The following is a 17,594-nucleotide window of genomic DNA, read 5'->3' on the forward strand; positions in this document are numbered from 1 at the left end:
ATTTACAGTGTAAAAATGCATCTGGTATAGTCCAATTTGAGGGTGAATAAATACTCACTATCGCTATGAGCCCTTAAATTATTAGCTTTAGCCTTAGTGATGATTTATCCGGCGGTTTTTTGGGTAATAGAAAGGATGTTTTGTGTTTTTATGGATTTGGGGTGTTTAGATTTGGGCAAGCTGTCCATTGTCAGTTATAATCTGACACCATTTTTATTAGCTAAAGAACAGTATGAATCAGTATCTAGCGGTAACCTCAAACGGTCTTGAGAACCTATTAGTAGAAGAATTAACAAAATTAGGGATTTCAGACGCCAAACCTGTACAAGCAGGGGTGAAATTCAAGGCGTCAAATGAGCAAATTTACCGTTGTTGTTTATGGAGCCGACTTGCTTCACGATTTGTACGTGTTATTACAGAATTCAATTGTCAAAATGATATGGACTTGTACCTTTCGGCAACGTCAGTGAATTGGGTCAATCATTTTCACAGCTCTAAAAAGTTTGTTGTTGACTTCAACGGTACAAACCGAGAGATCCGTAACAGTCAATACGGTGCAATGAAAGTTAAAGACGCCGTAGTTGATTGTTTTGAAAAGAAAAATCTCCCACGCCCTTCGATCAGTAAAGATCATGCAGATCTTCGCATTCATGTTCGTTTACATAATGATAAAGCGCTGCTGGGTATCGATATGGTTGGTGGTGGCTTACATGTCCGAGGTTACAGACCGGAATCTGGTCGAGCGCCACTTCGAGAAACTTTGGCTGCAGCAATCATTCTACGTAGTGGTTGGGATGCCTCTAAGCCATTGCTAGACCCTATGTGTGGCTCGGGAACTCTATTGATTGAAGCTGCAATGATGGCTGCAAATATCGCACCTGGACTTAAGCGCGAGAAATGGGGCTTTGAGTCACTTGAAGATTTTGAACCAGAGCTATGGGCAGAGGTGAAATCTGAAGCGAGTGTTCAAGCAAAAAGGGGTGTCAATAAAACTGACACTAAGTTCTTTGGCCTAGATAATGATAGTCGTGTACTGAAAACAGCTAAAGATAACGCTAGGCGAGCTGGTGTAGAAAACTTGATTCAATTCGAGCTTGGTGATGCTTCTCTGCTTAAGAAGCCACAAGGCTTTGAGAATGGCGTTATTATATGTAACCCGCCATATGGTGAACGTTTGGGAACTCATCCTGGTCTGATTGCGCTTTACACTGCATTTGGTGCTCAGCTGAAATCAGAGTTCGGTGGTTGTCAGGCGTCTATTTTCTCTAGTTCAGACGAACTGCTAAGTTGTTTGCGTATGCGCGCTGAGAAACAATACAAGCTGAACAACGGTGCGTTACCTTGTCACCAAAAGAACTACTCAATTTCAGCTCGTGAACGTTCTGAAGATGAGCAGCAGTCACAATCAACACAAATTGCACCAGATTTCTCAAATCGATTGAAGAAGAACATTGGCAAGATTGGTAAATGGGCGAAACGAGAAGGTTTAGATTGTTACCGTATCTATGATGCTGATCTTCCAGAATACAACGTAGCGATTGACGTTTATCAAGACCAGCTTGTTATCCAAGAATACGCAGCGCCTAAGAATATTCCAGAAGAGAAGGCGAAACGCCGTCTTACTGACATCATTCGAGCGGCGATTCAGGTGACGGGAACAAACGCAAACAATGTGGTTCTAAAAGTTCGCGAGAAACAAAAAGGTACGTCCCAGTATCAGAAGTTTGGCCAGCAGTCTCAAACGATGGAAGTCAGCGAGTATGGTGTAAAACTTATCGTTAACTTACACGACTACTTGGATACAGGTCTTTTCTTAGATCACAAAATCACTCGTCGTAAATTGGGTGAGATGGCTCAAGGTAAAGACTTCTTGAACTTATTTGCCTACACAGGTTCAGGCACCGTTCACGCGGCTTGCGGTGGTGCAAAATCAACTACTACGGTTGATATGTCGAATACCTATCTTGAATGGGCTAAAGACAACATGAAGCTAAATGGTCAAGTAGGGCGTCAACATCAGTTTATTCAAGCGGATTGCCTTCAGTGGCTGGATCAGGCTTCGGGTCAGTATGATTTAATCTTTATCGATCCACCGACGTTCTCCAACTCAAAACGCATGGAACAGTCTTTTGATGTTCAAAGAGATCATATTCAGTTAATGAAGAACCTCAAGCGCATCCTACGCCCAGATGGCACTATCGTTTTCTCGAATAATAAGCGTCATTTTAAGATGGATATAGAAGAGCTAGCTAACTTGGGCTTGGAAGCGAAAAATATTTCAGCACAAACGCTTCCGCTCGATTTCGAGCGCAATAAGCATATCCATAACTGTTGGATTGTTACTCATAAGCAACTCTAGTGAATAATTAATAGGGAAGGTTGAGTGATCACTTTATATAGTACAGAGGGCTGTCATCTATGCGAGATGGCCTTCGCTTTACTAAATCAAGCAAATGTCGCTTCTCAAGTTGAAGTGATTGACATTGCATTCGACGATGAACTGTTTTCTCGTTACGGGGTAACTATACCTGTTGTCTCATATCAAGGTTCAGAGCTTAACTGGCCTTTTGATTTTTCAGAATTAACTCAGTGGTTAAAAAATAATGGCATTAATTACCATTCATAACGGTTTACTGGCTTTTGGTGATCACCCTTTACTCGATCACGCAGATTTTGCATTACAAGAAAACGAGCGAGTGTGTTTGGTTGGACGAAACGGCGCTGGTAAGTCGACGTTAATGAAAATCATCGCAGGCGAAATCCTGTTAGATGATGGCAAAATGCAAGTGATGCAAGATGTTGTTGTCTCTCGTTTAGAGCAAGACCCTCCTCGTAATCAGGAAGGAACGGTTTTTGATTATGTTGCTGGTGGACTACAAGAAGTCGGTGAGCAATTAAGGATCTATAACGATCTGCTCGATCTCGTTGCCGTTGACCCATCTGAGTCCAATATCAAGAAGCTTTCTAACGTGCAAGAGCAGTTGGAACACGCAGGCGCTTGGCGTTTCGAAGACAGAATTCAGAACGTTTTGGGCTCTTTGAAGCTTGATGGTCATACAAAACTTACTGATCTATCTGGTGGTTGGCAGCGTAAAGCAGCTTTGGCTCGCGCCTTGGTGTGTGACCCCGATGTATTGCTTCTTGATGAGCCAACCAACCACCTAGATGTTACGACCATTGAATGGCTGGAAGGGTTCTTAAAGGACTTCCGTGGCTCAATTATCTTTATTTCTCACGACCGTTCATTCATTAAATCTATGGCGACTCGCATCGTAGACTTAGATCGTGGTCAATTGAACTCTTTCCCGGGCGACTATGAAAATTATCTCAATGAGAAAGAAGAGTTACTGCGAGTAGAAGAGCTGCAAAACGCTGAATTTGACAAAAAATTGGCTCAAGAAGAGGTCTGGATTCGTCAGGGTATTAAGGCTCGTCGTACGCGCAACGAAGGTCGAGTAAGAGCACTGAAAAAGCTTCGTCAGGAGCGTAGTGAAAGACGTGAAGTGCAGGGCAAAGTTAACCTGCAAATCGATGATGCTGCTCGCTCAGGAAAGATTGTATTTGAAGCAGAGAACTTAAGTTATGCCATTGATGGCAAACGCCTCGTTAATAACTTTAGCTTCAATATTATGCGCGGCGATCGCATTGCACTAATTGGTCCGAATGGTTGTGGTAAGAGTACACTGCTGAAGCTTCTTTTGGGTCAGTTGGAGGCGGACAGTGGTCGTTTGCACTGTGGTACTAAGCTGGAAGTTGCTTATTTCGATCAATATCGTGAAGTTTTAGATCCTGAAAAAACGGTGATAGACAACCTTGCTGATGGTAAACAAGAAGTGACTGTAGGTGGTCGTCAACGCCACGCGTTGAGCTATCTTCAAGATTTCTTATTCGCTCCTAAACGCGCAAGAACACCAGTAAAAGCACTGTCAGGCGGTGAGAAAAACAGACTTCTGCTCGCTCGTTTGTTCCTAAGATCCAACAATTTATTGGTTCTAGATGAACCAACCAACGATTTAGATATCGAAACTTTGGAACTTTTGGAAGATTTGCTTGCCAATTATCAAGGTACTTTATTGTTAGTCAGCCACGACCGTGAGTTTGTAGACAATACAGTGACGACGAGTTGGATTTTTGAAGGTAACGGGAAAATAGAAGAGTTTGTCGGTGGCTATCACGATGCTCAGCAACAGCGCTCTCAAGTACTGCAATCGCGTAGTGTCGAAAACGCCGTCAAACAAGAAAAATCGGTTGAGCCAGCTCCCAAATCGGAGCCTGCGAAGCCTAAGTCTAAGAAGTTATCTTATAAACTGCAGCGTGAATTAGAAACTCTGCCGCAAAAACTCGAAGAATTAGAAGCTGAAATAGAATCAATGCAAGAGCAAGTCAACGATGCAGATTTTTTTAGTCAGTCTGTAGATGTGACACAACCAATTTTAGACAAGTTAACTGCTAAAGAGCAGGAGCTTGAAATTGCATTTGAGCGTTGGGAAGAGCTCGAAGCAATGCAACAGGATAGTTAATGGATTTTATGAATAGAAAATTGTTTAAGCTGAGCCTTGTGAGCTCAGCTATTCTTGCTACCACACAGGTGTCTGCTGCGCTTTATAACGTCGTAGAAGTAACGCCAAGTACTACTAACAGCTATAAAAGTGCTTATGGTGTCGCTATTGAGCCTGCAACCACCACTGGTGCAAGTGATAACTGCTTTGTAAGTAGTGTTGCGGGTTCCAAGTCATGTGACAGCTATATTCTGGGTGGAGAAACTCGTTTAGCAGAGATGAACTCAGGTTCAGAAGTTGATGGTTTAAGCTTTAGAGAAGAAGCGCCGTTCGCGATGAACCGTCAGTTTAACTTAATCAATACCTATGATGATTTCGAAAACTATTGTAAAGCTCAGCTAGGCTATTCAACTTGTAACCAGTGGGCAAGCGTTCGTTGGAATATCTGGTCTGCTGAACTGAATGGGAATGCTACACCAAATTCGATTGGTTTTATCGGAGCATCAACGACTAGTGATGAGGTCTATGAGTCTGCTAACGTAGTTATCAATAGTATTTCAGATTCTGGAAAAGCGATTGGCATTGACTCAGGTTTTGCTAACGTTACTAATTTTCGCCGAAATTCAGTAACTGCTCGTACCGAAGATAAGGTACCTTCAGGCTATTTCCAAACCAGAGCTTGGAAATCTGACGGTACATATACTGCGGGAAGCGTATCAAAAGAACAAGCAACTGCCGACAACGGTACATTCTACTCATCTCATCCAGCTCTTTGGGAAAATAGCACCGGTACAGCGGTAGAAATTCCGTGGGTAAGTGGCACCGCTTTAGCATCTTCAAATAATATTGCTGAAGGAAGTATGCGTGATTTCGTTATTGTTGATAACGTTATTTACGGTGTGGGCTTCAATGCATATGACTCCAGCAACAACTATATGAATGCTACGGTCTTTAAATTAGATCTAGGCTCGAATACATTCAACACTCAATCTGCATGGTCATCTACGGTTGTGAATGATGCAACTGTTGTTATAGGTTCTGATACCGTTCACACCAATTCAGTGATCACATCTGTAAATAAACACTTAGTCGCTATTGGTAGTGCAAAGAGGACGGGTAGTACACCGTACAACGGTTCAGCTTCAAACCGTCTATTTATTGTTAATGATGTTTCAGCTTCATCATTAAACGCATTTTATCCAACTGGCGGAATTCTCTTTGCTGGTGCTGGTGGTAAAGCTGGGGCAATTAACAACTACAACGAAATTGTTGGTCAGCTTGATTTTGCTGACACTCGAGAAATAGATGGGAAACCGAGAGTGAAACGCGGATTTATATATCCGTACAATGCTGCTAGTAGTGATGCCACTCGCATGAGTCGCTTCGCCAATAAAGCATGGTTTCTTGATGATCTAACAAACGGCGACAATGCAGCGTCGACTAATAACCAATATCGCGTTGTGGATGCTACAGATATCAATGATGCAGGCGTGATTTCTGGTACAGCGCTGAAGTGTAGTGGTGGATACAGTACTACTTCTCACAACGCTTCTTGTAGTGGAACTGAAACTGTTGTGGCAGTGAAACTTGTACCGATTGCCGGAGCCACTTCAAGTGACATTAGCCAGCGATCTACAGATACAACAACCTCTGAACGTTCGGGCGGTAGTTTAGGTTTGTGGAGTTTAATCCTTCTGACTTTAGGTTGGTTCCGTAGAAAATAGTCATTTTTTGTCAATAAAGGCACAAGCTCACAAAAATAAGCTTGTGCTTTTTTTTGACTTGAGAAAGGTCAGATTTTGCGCGATTCTTTAGGTGTGGTCATAAAAGATCCACACTAATGTAATAGTTGTAAGTAAGACACAAGTTACTGTATGAGGACTGCACTATGAAGAGACAAAAGCGTGATCGCCTTGAAAGAGCACAATCTCAAGGTTATAAAGCTGGTTTGAATGGACGATCTCCTGAGGAGTGTCCATACCAACAAAGTGATGCTCGTTCATATTGGCTAGGCGGTTGGCGTGACGCAAGAGATGATAAAAACTCTGGTCTCTATAAATAACCCCCACATACTAAAGGATCTTAAGCCCCGAAAGGGGCTTTTTAGTACCTAGCATTTATAACGCACTATAACTAAGTGTGTTTGATAAAATTAAAGCAGCTCGATAGCTGCTTTAATTAATAACTGAGAATTAAAACGCAGAAGTGTCTTGGAAGAGACCAACTTTCAAATCTTTAGCTACATAGATTTCTTTACCATCAACAAGCACACGACCATCAGCAAGACCCATTACAAGCTTGCGATTTACTACACGCTTCATGTTGATTTCATAAGTCACTTTTTTCGCAGTTGGTAGAATCTGTCCAGTAAACTTAACTTCACCAACACCAAGAGCACGGCCTTTACCTTTACCGCCAACCCAGCCTAAGAAGAAACCCACAAGTTGCCACATTGCATCTAGACCTAGACAGCCAGGCATTACTGGATCGCCAGGGAAGTGGCAGTCAAAGAACCATAAATCTGGAGTGATATCTAACTCAGCAATAATAAGACCTTTACCAAATTCGCCTTCAGTTTCAGACATTTTGCTAATACGATCCATCATCAGCATGTTTGGTGCTGGCAACTGAGGGTAACCTGGGCCAAATAGCTCCCCACGGCTAGAGGCTAATAGGTCTTCACGATTATATGAGTCACGTTTGTTTTGCATTATCAATTACTCCAATTTCTGATAGGGTGCATGTTAGTGAACACGTGTACGCCAGACAACTCCGATCAGTACTAAACAAACCAGTTTTTGATACGTTCCACAAACCCAACTGGCTGAACATGTTTTTCAAAATTTTCAATACGTTCTGCAATTTTGCTAATGACGCTATCTTCATCTTCACCTCTGAATGGTTTACCCATAACAAGAGGAACGACTTCATCGACATGCGACACTGGCCAAATATGAAACTCTCCATTCTTAATACTTTCGACTACAGATTTATGAAGAGCCAAATGTTTCAAATTACTTTGAGGAAGGATCACTCCTTGCTCGCCTGTAAATCCTTGGTGTTGGCAAACATGGTAGAAGCCTTCAATTTTTTCATTTAAACCACCAACAGCTTGCACTCGGCCAAATTGATCTACGGCTCCAGTAACGGCAATTTGCTGATTAATAGGGTATTCAGAAAGCGCACTAACTAATGAGCATAGTTCAGCTAGCGATGCACTGTCACCATCAACTTCACAATACGACTGCTCAAATACTACAGATGCTGAATAAGGAAGAGGGACGTCTAAGTCGAGTTCGCTGCTAACAAAAGCTTGCATAATCATCATACCTTTTGCGTGCAAGTTTCCGCCTAGTTCAACCTTACGCTCTACGTCAGCGATGTCACCATCACCAAAGTGAATAACACAGGAAATTCTAGCAGGCTCTCCGTAAGACACCGGGTGGCCTGCTATATCTACAACGGTTAATCCATTGACTTGACCAACTTGTTCGCCCTGAGTCTCAATAAACACTTGTCCATCGAGGATATCGTCTAAAGCTCTTTCTGGTAGGTAAGATTCTCTGTAGTGACGTGCATCTATCGCTTTTTCTATATGAATAGCTTCAATTACATCACCATTCGCTTCTATTGCAGCTTCTTCCAAGAGAGCTCTATGCCACATAACGCAAAGAGGAGCATAGTGTTGATCTTCGGTATATCTAGCGCCGGCTGTCATTAAGCTTACAAGTGCTTCAATGTTTAGCTGAGGAAGTGCGTAGTAATGGCATAGCCATTTAACAAATGATAAATATTGAGTTATCGAATCTGAATCAATCTTTACATCTAGTTCTAGTTCACTGTAAATACACAGACCAGAGTGGATATCTGCATCTAGAAAATCAACATCACCAAGTTGACTTCTATCACCAACAACGATGAGTTTGACATCATATTGGCTGTACTGCGTTTCTTCGATGATAGATTTTGGATCACAGTTAAATGGAGCAACGGGTGTACCAAGAATGGCCGATTTCAAAGTAGGCCAGTGACGTGGATTGGCTAAAAGTAAGTTAGCGGAAACGATAAGATGGCCACCATCAGCTTGAGATATCAGGCCCTTAGATTTAGAGACAATATGACCATTTTCAGCTTTTACTTGTCCTAAAATTGCTTCCATATCAAGCGATTCAGTTGAAATAACTGGCTTGCCTTCAACCATGCTTTCTAATTTTTCTTTTAACAAAGAGCGATATATTGAGTTGTCAGGGGCATTAACAATCAAGAAACGGCTAAATCCTCTAATGTTTAGAAATCTGTCGATTGCTTTTGTTAACCTAGATTGAGTATCGATTAGCGAGATCGGCTGTAGGTTAGGGTACTGTTCGAGTTGAATTTGAAATTCATCGTACTGGGGAGTTGCAAGGCGCCAAATATCTTGAGTCATTGAATTACTGAATTGATTGTTAAGAGACAACGAATTATATAGAAAAACCACTAGTTCGAATAGCACACTTGATGAATGATCTTCCTCTAGTTTTTATCAGGATTAATTTGAACATAAAATCGGGTTGGGTTACGCTGTCACCCTGATTTTTAATGGATTGCCTCAAATGAAATATCAACAGCTTGAAAACCTAGAATGTGGTTGGAAATGGCAGTATTTGATTAAGAAGTGGAAAGATGGTGAATCAATTACTTGCCATCTCGATCGTAGTGAAGCGGATGCTGCCATACAGAAATTGAAATCGATTGAACATGAACCTACGTTGGTTCTGGAATGGATTGAAAAGAATATGGCACCTGAGCTTGATAATAAGCTGAAGCAAGCCATTCGAGCAAAACGTAAGCGTCACTTTAACGCAGAGCAAATCCATACACGTAAAAAGTCGATTGATCTTGATTACCAAGTCTGGGAAAAGCTTTCCACTAGAGCTAATGAATTGGGATGTACGTTGTCAGACGCAATTGAATATCTGCTTAGTGAAGCTTCTCGAAGCGAAAAAGCCAGTAAAGCTGTATCAAACTTAAAAGAAGATTTGAGTAAGTTGCTATCTAATTAGGAGTTAACTCATGCTGTACGTAATTTTAATCGCTGCTTTAATCATTTTCTGGCTTGTAGCTGTTGATAGGCCTGTACTTAAAGTCACTTTTAAAGATGGTACTTTAAGTAAAGTAAAAGGTCATTTTCCTCCAACTTTTAAACATAACGTCACTGAGATTGCGGAAGTAACGCCATTCAGCGGTGAAATGAAGGTATATCAGCAACGTACAGGCATGAAATTAGTATTTACAGAGCAAGTTCCTAAAAAAGTTCAACAGCGAATTCGCAACGTTTTTCCGCATCAGGGATTTAAGAGTTCTGGTGATAAAACCAAGAAGAGTCATTAAGTAAATGATTAAAAATCAAATAGACAAGGCGCCAATTCAGCACCTTATCTTAACAGCATCTAAGTGCGCATTATATTGGTTTATGACAAATAAACCTTATTTAACAATAACTTATCGTATGCAGTTTTTATATACTAATTTCTTCAAACTGTCACGAAATGCATAAAAATAAGATATTTAGAGAGTTTGTGTGCAATTTAAGTATCGAAGAAACAGCAGAATTGTGTTTCAAAACTTCGAGAACGGTCACACAGTGGGATAGTGGAAAAACGATTCCACCGGAATGCAAACGACTAATGCGCTATGCGAAAAAGCGCCAAATCAGTGATCATAAGTCATGGGAACAGTTCACCATGATTCATGATCGGCTAGAGCTTCCAACCGGACAGCTAGTCGCACCGCAACAGATTCTTATAGGTATAGCACTTTTAAGTATCCAATCTGAGTTAGAACTCAAAACAACTTCTAAGCTAATACGTTATTCAAGAGAGTTAGCTCGGATGCTAGTCGAATCGAAAAGCCATACATGAATAAATGTATTGTGAGTTGTTATGCTCCGATAACAAGGAGATATAACTCGCAATACATCATTGTTTTCTAAGACTTTTATAACGTGTCGATAAACTCTTCATATATAACGCATGCTTTTAATTAGGCATGCGCATAATGACCACTAAAAAGCATACAAAAAACTACATATTTCGAGAATTCGAGTGCGGGTTAACGGTTGAAGCAACCGCAGATCTTTGTTTTAAACATATCAAAACAGTTAAAGAGTGGGACAAAGGCAGACCCATACCACCCGAATGCAAAAGGCTCATGCGTATGTCTCGAACACGTGATGCATCAAAAGAAGCCAGCTGGCAGCAATTCAAGATAACAAACGGATTGCTAGAACTTCCTACAGGCTTGCTTATCACACCTCAACAGATCCTTTTAGGTGCAGCACTCGTAACAGAGGGATCTGAATCTACTAGAAAGACTTCTTTATACTTAATGAAAACAGCTAGAGCGTTGGCAAATATTCTAGTTCTGAGGAGCGATTTTAGCCCCCAAAACAGAGAACGCCGATAGTTCGGTGGAATTTACCCCCGTAATACAGATTCGGGGGTTTTGCCTTTCCTTCAAGCGCATCACGCTTGTGCGTGCGCTCGTTCCGAGCACACACTCAATCGTAATTGCGCTTTATTAGTCAGACGGAAAGCCGCTAAAAGTATGCTGCAAAGCTATGAGCCACTTTTGACGCTTTAGATTATTAGGTCGTTAGGCTTGGCAGGAAGGGGGAAATATGATGCCATCAGAAGACTAGGGAAGCTCCGCGCCATTTAACGACACGAGACACTCAGCATTTGTGTGGGCTTGGTGCCTCGGTCGCGTAAGACGCTCCCTTATCCCTTCGGGGGAGGTGCTTAAAATCTTACTCTTCTTCGCCAGTATGTTTTTTTATATAAGATTTGTAATCATTAGGTAAATCATCATCTGCTTTCAGAAGTGCAATGGCGGCTTCACGCTCTTCGTTCTTCAATGCTTTTGTGTGCAAATGAATCGATAAAATATTTATGGCTTGATCGGTTGAATAAAGAGATATTGAAGCTACAAAACACAAGACGAATACACTGATAGTAAAAGCAACGGCAGTATGTGTCTGTATCGCCGAAATCGGCAATAAGGTTACAGATATCGAACAGAAGAATGCAATGAAGTAAACAAACCAAAGCATCCAGATTCGTCGGTTAAATTCAGTAGAATGCCCTGTTATTTTACTTACGTCTTTTGAACGTAGTCCCTTAATAGATGAAAGTGCATCCGCCTTGTTTTTGATATGGATTGATATTCCAATAAACGGAACTAATAACGCATTTAATAAATATAGTTTTTGCTTAAACAATACGGAGCTCTCTACATCTAGAAGATATAGGGCTAAGAATAATACTGTCGTACAGACAACGAGTGCTAAAACTACTCTAAACTTACTCCGCATCTAGCTCCTCTACTGAAATTTGTTCAATCAACCACTCTCGAACCTTTGGATATAGATCTTGCGCGTCCATTACTCCGTCTACATACCTTAAGTTTAGTCGTTTATGGAGAACTAACTCTCGACCAACTAAACGTCCAACCTTACCATAGTCAATTGAAATATCATCAGGATGTGAGTGCCTCATTGCTGTAGATACACTATTAAGTATGCTCTGGGACTGCTTAGATACTTTTCGGGTGTAAGAAATTTCAAGAGATACGTTGATGCTAGAGCCGTTCACGGCATCTTCAGAAAGTAGTTCTTCAGTAATGCCATATTCTTTAAGCTTTTCCATATCACCAAAAGCATCTAACAACCAGCTTAACCCCAAACCTCTTGGTTTAACACGTACTTTTTTAGCATCAAATTTATTATCATCACTGTATGTTTCTTGTAGCTCTTCTACAGGTTTATTATCTACAGTATCGACAAGTGGCGCTCCAATTCTCAGTATTTTAGTGTCTGAGCTTTCGAGTTTTTTCTGCGCCATTTCGGGAATTTTTGACGTAAGTAGAACATAAACATCTTTGTTAACTACTTCTGATTGATGTAGTAACCAGTTGATGTGTTTTTCCAGTTCTGAGGTACGTAAGACAGCTGATTGAATTATGGCGAGATGGTTTTTAAAGGCACCAAAATAAAGAATAGAATCTAAAAATTCTCTACGCTGACCTTGTTCGCTTCTAGGTGGGGCAATGGATTCAACTTCTAAATGTTCAGCATTGTCATCTACAGTAACTATTGATTTATTTGTCCCATCAGAATAGCGCATCAGATCACCAAAAACGATGTTCCAGCTAACCGCTTTATTGTTAATAAACAATCTGGATTTCTTGAAATTTTCTTCCTCAGGGTCGTGGGAATCTTCGTTTACGATTTGGTATCTGTTCTTAACAAGGTACAAACTTGCTAATGCTTTGTTTAGCATATCAGCCAGTGTCATGTCCCCATCATAATTGTTAATCTGAGCATAACGGTAATGGAGTATCTTGTTTTTATGCTCGACTTTTATTTCTTTTACTAGTTTGATTTTTTTATTCTTAGCCATAACTGTCTGAGATGCTTAAGTAGTTAGTATTTATATAGTGCTTTGTACTTTATAAATATTCAATATAGACATGTAAATATATTGACTTAGGTACTTGATATTAAGAACAAGCCTTATCTAATAGTTAAACCTTTTCGATATATAACACTACATCAAGCGTTCTATTGCTTGTTTTCTCACTTTCAGAGCGAAACAGCACACCAAGATAAGGAATATCTCCAAGAACCGGCACTTTCATGGTCACGGTTTGTGAATCCCTTGCCATCATGCCGCCTAGTGCAATGGTTTGACCGGATTTGACCGTAAGAACGGTATCGATTTGTCGCTTGCTCGTAACAATGTCACTGGCTTCTACAGATTTATCAACACGACTAAGCTCTTGTTTTACCCTGAGTTTAATATCGCCATTCAAGCCAATCATAGGCTGAACCCATAGCGATAAGCCCACGTCTTTACGCTCGATAGTTTGAAACGGTTTGCTGCTTCCATCGGTCTCTGTAGTGTACGAGCCGGTGATAATAGGCAGCTCCTGACCAACACTAATCAAACCACTGTGACCGTGCAGGATGCTGATTTCAGGGCGGCTCAATATCTCGGTTTTGTCGTTGGACTCAATCCAACGCACAAAGGCATTAAAATCATTACTGGTCGTGGTGAAGTTAGGCGAGCCGGTTAAGAACGCAATTGCCGAACCATCAAACGCCGTCTTAATCGCACCGGCACCAGCGGCGAGATTTACGGTTAAGTCTCGTAAGTCACCGTCCACCGTTTCCACAATCACAGCGCGTATCTTCACTTGTTTGAGTGGCTTGTCGACTGTATCGATAAAATCGGCAATATCACTGTGCATCGATTTGGGCGCGGTAATCATCAGCGCCGAGCCAGCAATGATACTGTCTACGTTGGTGACGTCTGGCACATCGAGCACGGACGATTGGACAACCAGAGACTTTCTGAGCGGCTCCAGTAAATCATCGGCGGTGAGATAGAGCAGCTTATACGTTCGCGTGACGATTTCATTACCGCCCGTCAGTTTGTTGCGCTTGTCTACGCGAATGACTGAACCCGATTCAATGTAAGTGAGGTTATGAGCGCGCATAACGCTGAACCACACATCACGAAAGTTCGCCGCACCCGAGGCTTGATAGAGTTTTAAATCACCGTTCACAGACGGGTCAACGATGATGGTCTTATCAAACACTTTGCTAGAGATAATAAAGAACTCATTGAGCGTCTTACCGGCGAGGTTAGCTTCAAAGGCAAACGCTCGGGAAGCGAGGCACAGCAAGGCGAGGGCAAGGATACGTTTCATTAATAGAGTCCACCTTTGTTAAGTGTGACATTGTCACTATTAGTGCGATTTTGGGCTGTTTTACGGCGTTGATGGTTCTCGCTGGATGTCTCAAACGGGTCAAAGTAGCCATAGCGAGCAATGTTAAAACAGGCGCTCTCTTGCATGGCATAGGCTGAACCTTGCTGGGTGAAGCAGCTGCATTGCTTTCTCACAATTACACAGGTCAGTTCAGGATATTGATTCGCATCGAGCGTGAGTGAGTCATACACCGGCGCGGAGAACGGCAGGGAATCTAAGCGCGGAAGGAACTTTTCTATATATACTGTGTTTATATCCAGTATTTTTAAGTCTTCCGTATTTTCGGCACTTTCAACGGTTGAAACCTCGCTCTGAACCACTTCAACGGGAGCCGGTGTGACCTGTTTTTGAAACCACGAATAGAGGTAGAACGCCGCCGCACTGATACCTAACACGCCAACGGTTAAGCCGATGATGCCTTTCTTTAACTGCGGGTCGATTTTGACCTTTTGTGTGTGCTTAATCGAGCTGAGATAAACGCCATAGTATTTGTTATCGCGTTTGACTTTCTCTTTCTCAGCCTTGGCTAGCTCGGTCTTGTTGGCTGGGTCAAAGCCTTCAATGTGAAAGTATCGATGCAGCCAATCACCGCCGATGAACTCATAATGGACATAATACTGCATACGCCTGCGGATGATTTGGTCAACGTCTTTGAAGTCCTGAGAGATGTAGACCAAATCAATGCCTTTGTGCCGGTGTGTGGTCACGAACTTCACATCAGGGGACACGGTTTTACCGGCTGTGCGATTGCCCCAAATGTTCTGCACTTCATCAACCAGTATCACCGAACCGGCAGGAAGCGTGTGGATCTCCGTTGGATCATCAAACGATGTCCAAGACAGGTTCAGGTGTTCAATGTCTTGGTAGGTGATGGACTCTTCATCGAGTTCAAGCACGGCTAAGGCTTCTTTAAACGAGGCGAGGCGCTTAGGGGATGCCAGCTTTTTGAACCAGTAAAGCCACTGCTTAAACGGCTCATGCTTCTTGTAGTGAAAACCCAGATAGGGCAAATCTTCTAGGGTTGCCAGACGTTGCTCAGTCTCGATGCGTAACAATTTCGCTTCTAACTCTTTGTTGTGACTGTTGGCTGGGAAATACACGCCATAGAGCCAGCCCTGAAAGCTGTTACACACATTGTAGTCGAGCAGCATCACCCGTATACCGTGATAGAACACAGGACGGTCGGCGAAGTTGTCGTTCTCGATGATAAACTTGATGGCGTTAAGGCTTTTCCCTGTTCCCATGCCACCACTGAAACCGTGCAACATAACGCTGGCTCCTTATGCTGGGTCGACCGGTTTACGCCACGAAGGACGATAGCCGGTTGCCGACATGAGCCCGTTTAACGTGAACGAGAACACCACACAGGTGAGCACCACGTTGATATAGGTATCCACGCCAGCCATCGCCATGAGCGCGGCAAGTTTCGGTGTGACGCCGTTCATGTTCGACTGTATGTAATCAGCTATCGAATCCATCGCGACCGACACGCCGGTGTAAGCCACCAAAGAGAACCCGACCGAGAGCGCGACATAGGTCGCCAGACCTTTTGCAATGCTGGGAATGAGAGGAACCAGCACCGTGGCTAAAAATCCAATGAAATACTGCATATTAAACGGCTCCTTGTGTGCGACCGATGATGAACAGCCCCGTTAACCACGCAAAGGCAATCAATAGGGGGCGTAATAACTCTGCATAGCGACAAGCGGGATCAAACTTAAATTCAATGGTTTTACTGTCACCAAAGGCTCGAAACGAAATGCGCTCAGGCGCAGGGCAAGCACCGCTACCAAAGGACACACCGCCGTTGAGGTACTTTTGATTCATGCGCGAGTAATCGATGCTGTCTTTCTGAACCAGTAGCGCTTCATTGTTGAGTAACTTGATACCCTTAAACGCTTCTTCAAGTTGGGCGAATTCATCGACCGTGCACGTGCTGTCGTACTGGACCTTAAGCAGGGCGCATTGAATGACATCACCGCGACATTCAAATATCGATTTATCACAATCGGCGCTGGCCATCGGAGGGTCGGTTTTCTCTTGCTCTTCTTTGGGCTTTTCTTCTTTGCCGGTGTCATTGGGAATCAGCGCACTGTTATCGCCTTGGATAAGTTGCTTCAGCATTTCACGCATTACCCCAAGTTGATGCTGGGAAAACTCATTGCCACGCGAAAGCTGTTCAAGCAGCTGACCGCCGAGGCTTTTTAAGTTGCTGTTGACGTTCTCCAGATGCTGATTAGACAGCGACACTTCTTTCACAATCGCGTTATCACCGGCTGACAGTTCCGTATTGTCTGGCTTTTCAGTCGGCGTGGGATTTGGCTCAGGTGGTGATTGTGGCGGCTTTTGCTTTTCACACAGCTGCGGATTCAAATCGCAGAAGTTGGGGTTTTCTGTGGGGACGTTTGCGCCCGTGCCAGTTGAGCCATTACCAGCACCATTGTTTGACCCATCAAGGGGAGGCAAATCGGGGATAGGTTCATCGGTCTTTTCGGTTTGTGGCGGCAGGGCGCAGGTCTCTTTGCTTGGGTCACAATAGGCAACATCCTTGGGTGCTTTCTCACACGTTAAGCCAACGATGCAGTCGCTGGGCACATAGTTGCAGCTTGAAACGATGTTGGGATGTTGTCCGGTCACATCCTGGCAAGACCATTGATAATCGGTTGTCCATAATTGCGTATTAGGGTTGCCAATCTGACAAGCGTATTGTGCCTGCTCAAACTCTTTTTGGAACTTAGGATCGTCACACGTGGGCGGTGGAGGCTCACACCGTACCGCCGGATATTTCGGATACTCACCTTGAGCACAATTTTCAGCATTACTCGCATTGGACAATACCCAACGCTCATAATCTATTGACGCCAGCAACAGCGTACCGCCATAGCGCTCCTCAATATTGCGTATTTCACCAACACGGATGTAGTTCTCATCGGGATTATTTGCCATACGTTTAGCGGCTTCTTCATCAGTACGCTGTACACACACAGACTTGTCTTCATAAGGTTTGAAGCTGCAATCGAGAGGCTTAACACTGGCAAGTACCCATCTAGCCGATTGATTGGCATAAGTATTCACGCTGGTTAAGAGTGCAATACAAATAAACCCAATAAGAACACCGTAATTACATACATTTCTAACGTCATAACGTGCCATCCTTAAACCCTCAAGTTCGATCAAAAAAGGGCTGAATACACAGCCCTTGAGTCAGCAAGCAAAGGCGACTTTAACCGCCGATTTTGCCCCATGCTTTTTTCGCAATGGTGAGCAACAGATAAGCGCCGCCCA

17 protein-coding genes are annotated in these 17,594 nt (G+C 42.8%); 9 read left to right on the top strand and 8 right to left on the bottom strand.

From position 1 onward, the window contains the following. The first annotated feature begins 232 nt into the window (after positions 1–232). The 5 genes from rlmKL to rmf all read left to right on the top strand — a co-directional run bounded on the left by rlmKL (position 233) and on the right by rmf (position 6,561). On the top strand, positions 233–2,359 hold the full coding sequence (gene rlmKL, locus L3V23_RS17435) for a bifunctional 23S rRNA (guanine(2069)-N(7))-methyltransferase RlmK/23S rRNA (guanine(2445)-N(2))-methyltransferase RlmL (RefSeq protein ID WP_102955544.1): 2,127 nt from the start codon (positions 233–235) through the stop codon (positions 2,357–2,359). 24 nt (positions 2,360–2,383) lie between these two features. Beyond that, a complete protein-coding gene (locus L3V23_RS17440) occupies positions 2,384–2,626 on the top strand; it encodes a glutaredoxin family protein (RefSeq protein WP_102966575.1) in 243 nt (80 codons plus the stop codon). Continuing rightward, positions 2,604–4,520: an ABC transporter ATP-binding protein gene (locus L3V23_RS17445; protein WP_102966574.1), complete on the top strand. Its 1,917-nt coding sequence runs from the start codon at positions 2,604–2,606 to the stop codon at positions 4,518–4,520. The genes L3V23_RS17440 and L3V23_RS17445 overlap by 23 nt, the downstream gene beginning before the upstream one ends. An 8-nt stretch (positions 4,521–4,528) precedes the next feature. Next, positions 4,529–6,223: a DUF3466 family protein gene (locus tag L3V23_RS17450; RefSeq protein ID WP_102966633.1), complete on the top strand. Its 1,695-nt coding sequence runs from the start codon at positions 4,529–4,531 to the stop codon at positions 6,221–6,223. A 164-nt stretch (positions 6,224–6,387) separates the two neighbouring features. Continuing rightward, positions 6,388–6,561, top strand: coding sequence for a ribosome modulation factor (rmf, locus tag L3V23_RS17455; protein WP_042482436.1), 174 nt, complete (start codon positions 6,388–6,390; stop codon positions 6,559–6,561). A gap of 130 nt (positions 6,562–6,691) precedes the next feature. Here the strand turns inward: rmf and fabA are convergent, their stop codons facing one another. Beyond that, entirely contained in the window at positions 6,692–7,210 is a 519-nt protein-coding gene (gene fabA / locus L3V23_RS17460; protein WP_042482432.1) for a bifunctional 3-hydroxydecanoyl-ACP dehydratase/trans-2-decenoyl-ACP isomerase, read from the bottom strand. 71 nt (positions 7,211–7,281) lie between these two features. Beyond that, positions 7,282–8,925: a Lon protease family protein gene (locus L3V23_RS17465; RefSeq protein ID WP_102966632.1), complete on the bottom strand. Its 1,644-nt coding sequence runs from the start codon at positions 8,923–8,925 to the stop codon at positions 7,282–7,284. A gap of 166 nt (positions 8,926–9,091) precedes the next feature. Here L3V23_RS17465 and matP point away from each other — a divergent pair, with 166 nt between their 5' ends. The 4 genes from matP (at position 9,092) to L3V23_RS17485 (ending at position 10,943) form a co-directional block, all read left to right on the top strand. Then, positions 9,092–9,541 carry a macrodomain Ter protein MatP gene (matP, locus tag L3V23_RS17470; RefSeq protein WP_042482429.1) on the top strand — a complete coding sequence of 150 codons (450 nt, stop codon included), beginning with the start codon at positions 9,092–9,094 and terminating at the stop codon, positions 9,539–9,541. Positions 9,542–9,551: 10 nt separating this feature from the next. Further along, on the top strand, positions 9,552–9,869 hold the full coding sequence (locus L3V23_RS17475) for a DUF3634 family protein (RefSeq protein ID WP_042482425.1): 318 nt from the start codon (positions 9,552–9,554) through the stop codon (positions 9,867–9,869). 158 nt (positions 9,870–10,027) lie between these two features. Further along, positions 10,028–10,399, top strand: coding sequence for a phage protein (locus L3V23_RS17480; protein WP_102942156.1), 372 nt, complete (start codon positions 10,028–10,030; stop codon positions 10,397–10,399). 136 nt (positions 10,400–10,535) lie between these two features. After that, the gene (locus L3V23_RS17485; RefSeq protein WP_237292659.1) at positions 10,536–10,943 is read left to right on the top strand and encodes a regulator; all 408 of its coding nucleotides are present in this window, start codon (positions 10,536–10,538) and stop codon (positions 10,941–10,943) included. A gap of 343 nt (positions 10,944–11,286) precedes the next feature. Here L3V23_RS17485 and L3V23_RS17490 read toward each other — a convergent pair whose 3' ends face one another. The 6 genes from L3V23_RS17490 to L3V23_RS17515 all read right to left on the bottom strand — a co-directional run bounded on the left by L3V23_RS17490 (position 11,287) and on the right by L3V23_RS17515 (position 17,462). Then, complete coding sequence (locus tag L3V23_RS17490) at positions 11,287–11,850, bottom strand: hypothetical protein (protein ID WP_237292661.1); 564 nt, start codon at positions 11,848–11,850, stop codon at positions 11,287–11,289. Beyond that, positions 11,840–12,937, bottom strand: a complete 1,098-nt coding sequence (locus L3V23_RS17495) for a hypothetical protein (RefSeq protein WP_237292663.1) — start codon at positions 12,935–12,937, stop codon at positions 11,840–11,842. Before L3V23_RS17495 ends, L3V23_RS17490 begins: the two co-directional genes overlap by 11 nt. Before the next feature lie 124 nt (positions 12,938–13,061). Continuing rightward, positions 13,062–14,249 (bottom strand): hypothetical protein, encoded by a 1,188-nt coding sequence (locus tag L3V23_RS17500; RefSeq protein ID WP_237292665.1) that lies wholly within the window; start codon positions 14,247–14,249, stop codon positions 13,062–13,064. After that, complete coding sequence (locus tag L3V23_RS17505) at positions 14,249–15,577, bottom strand: zonular occludens toxin domain-containing protein (protein WP_237292666.1); 1,329 nt, start codon at positions 15,575–15,577, stop codon at positions 14,249–14,251. Before L3V23_RS17505 ends, L3V23_RS17500 begins: the two co-directional genes overlap by 1 nt. Before the next feature lie 12 nt (positions 15,578–15,589). Beyond that, on the bottom strand, positions 15,590–15,919 hold the full coding sequence (locus tag L3V23_RS17510; RefSeq protein ID WP_042487053.1) for a DUF2523 domain-containing protein: 330 nt from the start codon (positions 15,917–15,919) through the stop codon (positions 15,590–15,592). Position 15,920: 1 nt separating this feature from the next. Then, the gene (locus L3V23_RS17515) at positions 15,921–17,462 is read right to left on the bottom strand and encodes a virulence factor TspB C-terminal domain-related protein (protein ID WP_237292667.1); all 1,542 of its coding nucleotides are present in this window, start codon (positions 17,460–17,462) and stop codon (positions 15,921–15,923) included. Positions 17,463–17,594: the final 132 nt, after the last annotated feature.

Source organism: Vibrio sp. A1-b2 (genome assembly GCF_021726015.1).
Classification (GTDB): domain Bacteria; phylum Pseudomonadota; class Gammaproteobacteria; order Enterobacterales; family Vibrionaceae; genus Vibrio; species Vibrio diazotrophicus.

Excerpts from the sequence above, each read along its gene's own strand:
- matP (WP_042482429.1), top strand. The coding sequence starts at position 9,092 with ATGAAATATCAACAGCTTGAAAACCTAGAATGTGGTTGGAAATGGCAG.
- rmf (WP_042482436.1), top strand. The coding sequence starts at position 6,388 with ATGAAGAGACAAAAGCGTGATCGCCTTGAAAGAGCACAATCTCAAGGT.
- L3V23_RS17485 (WP_237292659.1), top strand. The coding sequence starts at position 10,536 with ATGACCACTAAAAAGCATACAAAAAACTACATATTTCGAGAATTCGAG.
- L3V23_RS17490 (WP_237292661.1), bottom strand. The coding sequence starts at position 11,850 with ATGCGGAGTAAGTTTAGAGTAGTTTTAGCACTCGTTGTCTGTACGACA.
- L3V23_RS17505 (WP_237292666.1), bottom strand. The coding sequence starts at position 15,577 with ATGTTGCACGGTTTCAGTGGTGGCATGGGAACAGGGAAAAGCCTTAAC.
- fabA (WP_042482432.1), bottom strand. The coding sequence starts at position 7,210 with ATGCAAAACAAACGTGACTCATATAATCGTGAAGACCTATTAGCCTCT.
- L3V23_RS17500 (WP_237292665.1), bottom strand. The coding sequence starts at position 14,249 with ATGAAACGTATCCTTGCCCTCGCCTTGCTGTGCCTCGCTTCCCGAGCG.
- L3V23_RS17475 (WP_042482425.1), top strand. The coding sequence starts at position 9,552 with ATGCTGTACGTAATTTTAATCGCTGCTTTAATCATTTTCTGGCTTGTA.
- L3V23_RS17465 (WP_102966632.1), bottom strand. The coding sequence starts at position 8,925 with ATGACTCAAGATATTTGGCGCCTTGCAACTCCCCAGTACGATGAATTT.
- L3V23_RS17495 (WP_237292663.1), bottom strand. The coding sequence starts at position 12,937 with ATGGCTAAGAATAAAAAAATCAAACTAGTAAAAGAAATAAAAGTCGAG.
- L3V23_RS17445 (WP_102966574.1), top strand. The coding sequence starts at position 2,604 with ATGGCATTAATTACCATTCATAACGGTTTACTGGCTTTTGGTGATCAC.
- L3V23_RS17450 (WP_102966633.1), top strand. The coding sequence starts at position 4,529 with ATGAATAGAAAATTGTTTAAGCTGAGCCTTGTGAGCTCAGCTATTCTT.
- L3V23_RS17515 (WP_237292667.1), bottom strand. The coding sequence starts at position 17,462 with ATGGCACGTTATGACGTTAGAAATGTATGTAATTACGGTGTTCTTATT.
- rlmKL (WP_102955544.1), top strand. The coding sequence starts at position 233 with ATGAATCAGTATCTAGCGGTAACCTCAAACGGTCTTGAGAACCTATTA.
- L3V23_RS17480 (WP_102942156.1), top strand. The coding sequence starts at position 10,028 with ATGCATAAAAATAAGATATTTAGAGAGTTTGTGTGCAATTTAAGTATC.
- L3V23_RS17510 (WP_042487053.1), bottom strand. The coding sequence starts at position 15,919 with ATGCAGTATTTCATTGGATTTTTAGCCACGGTGCTGGTTCCTCTCATT.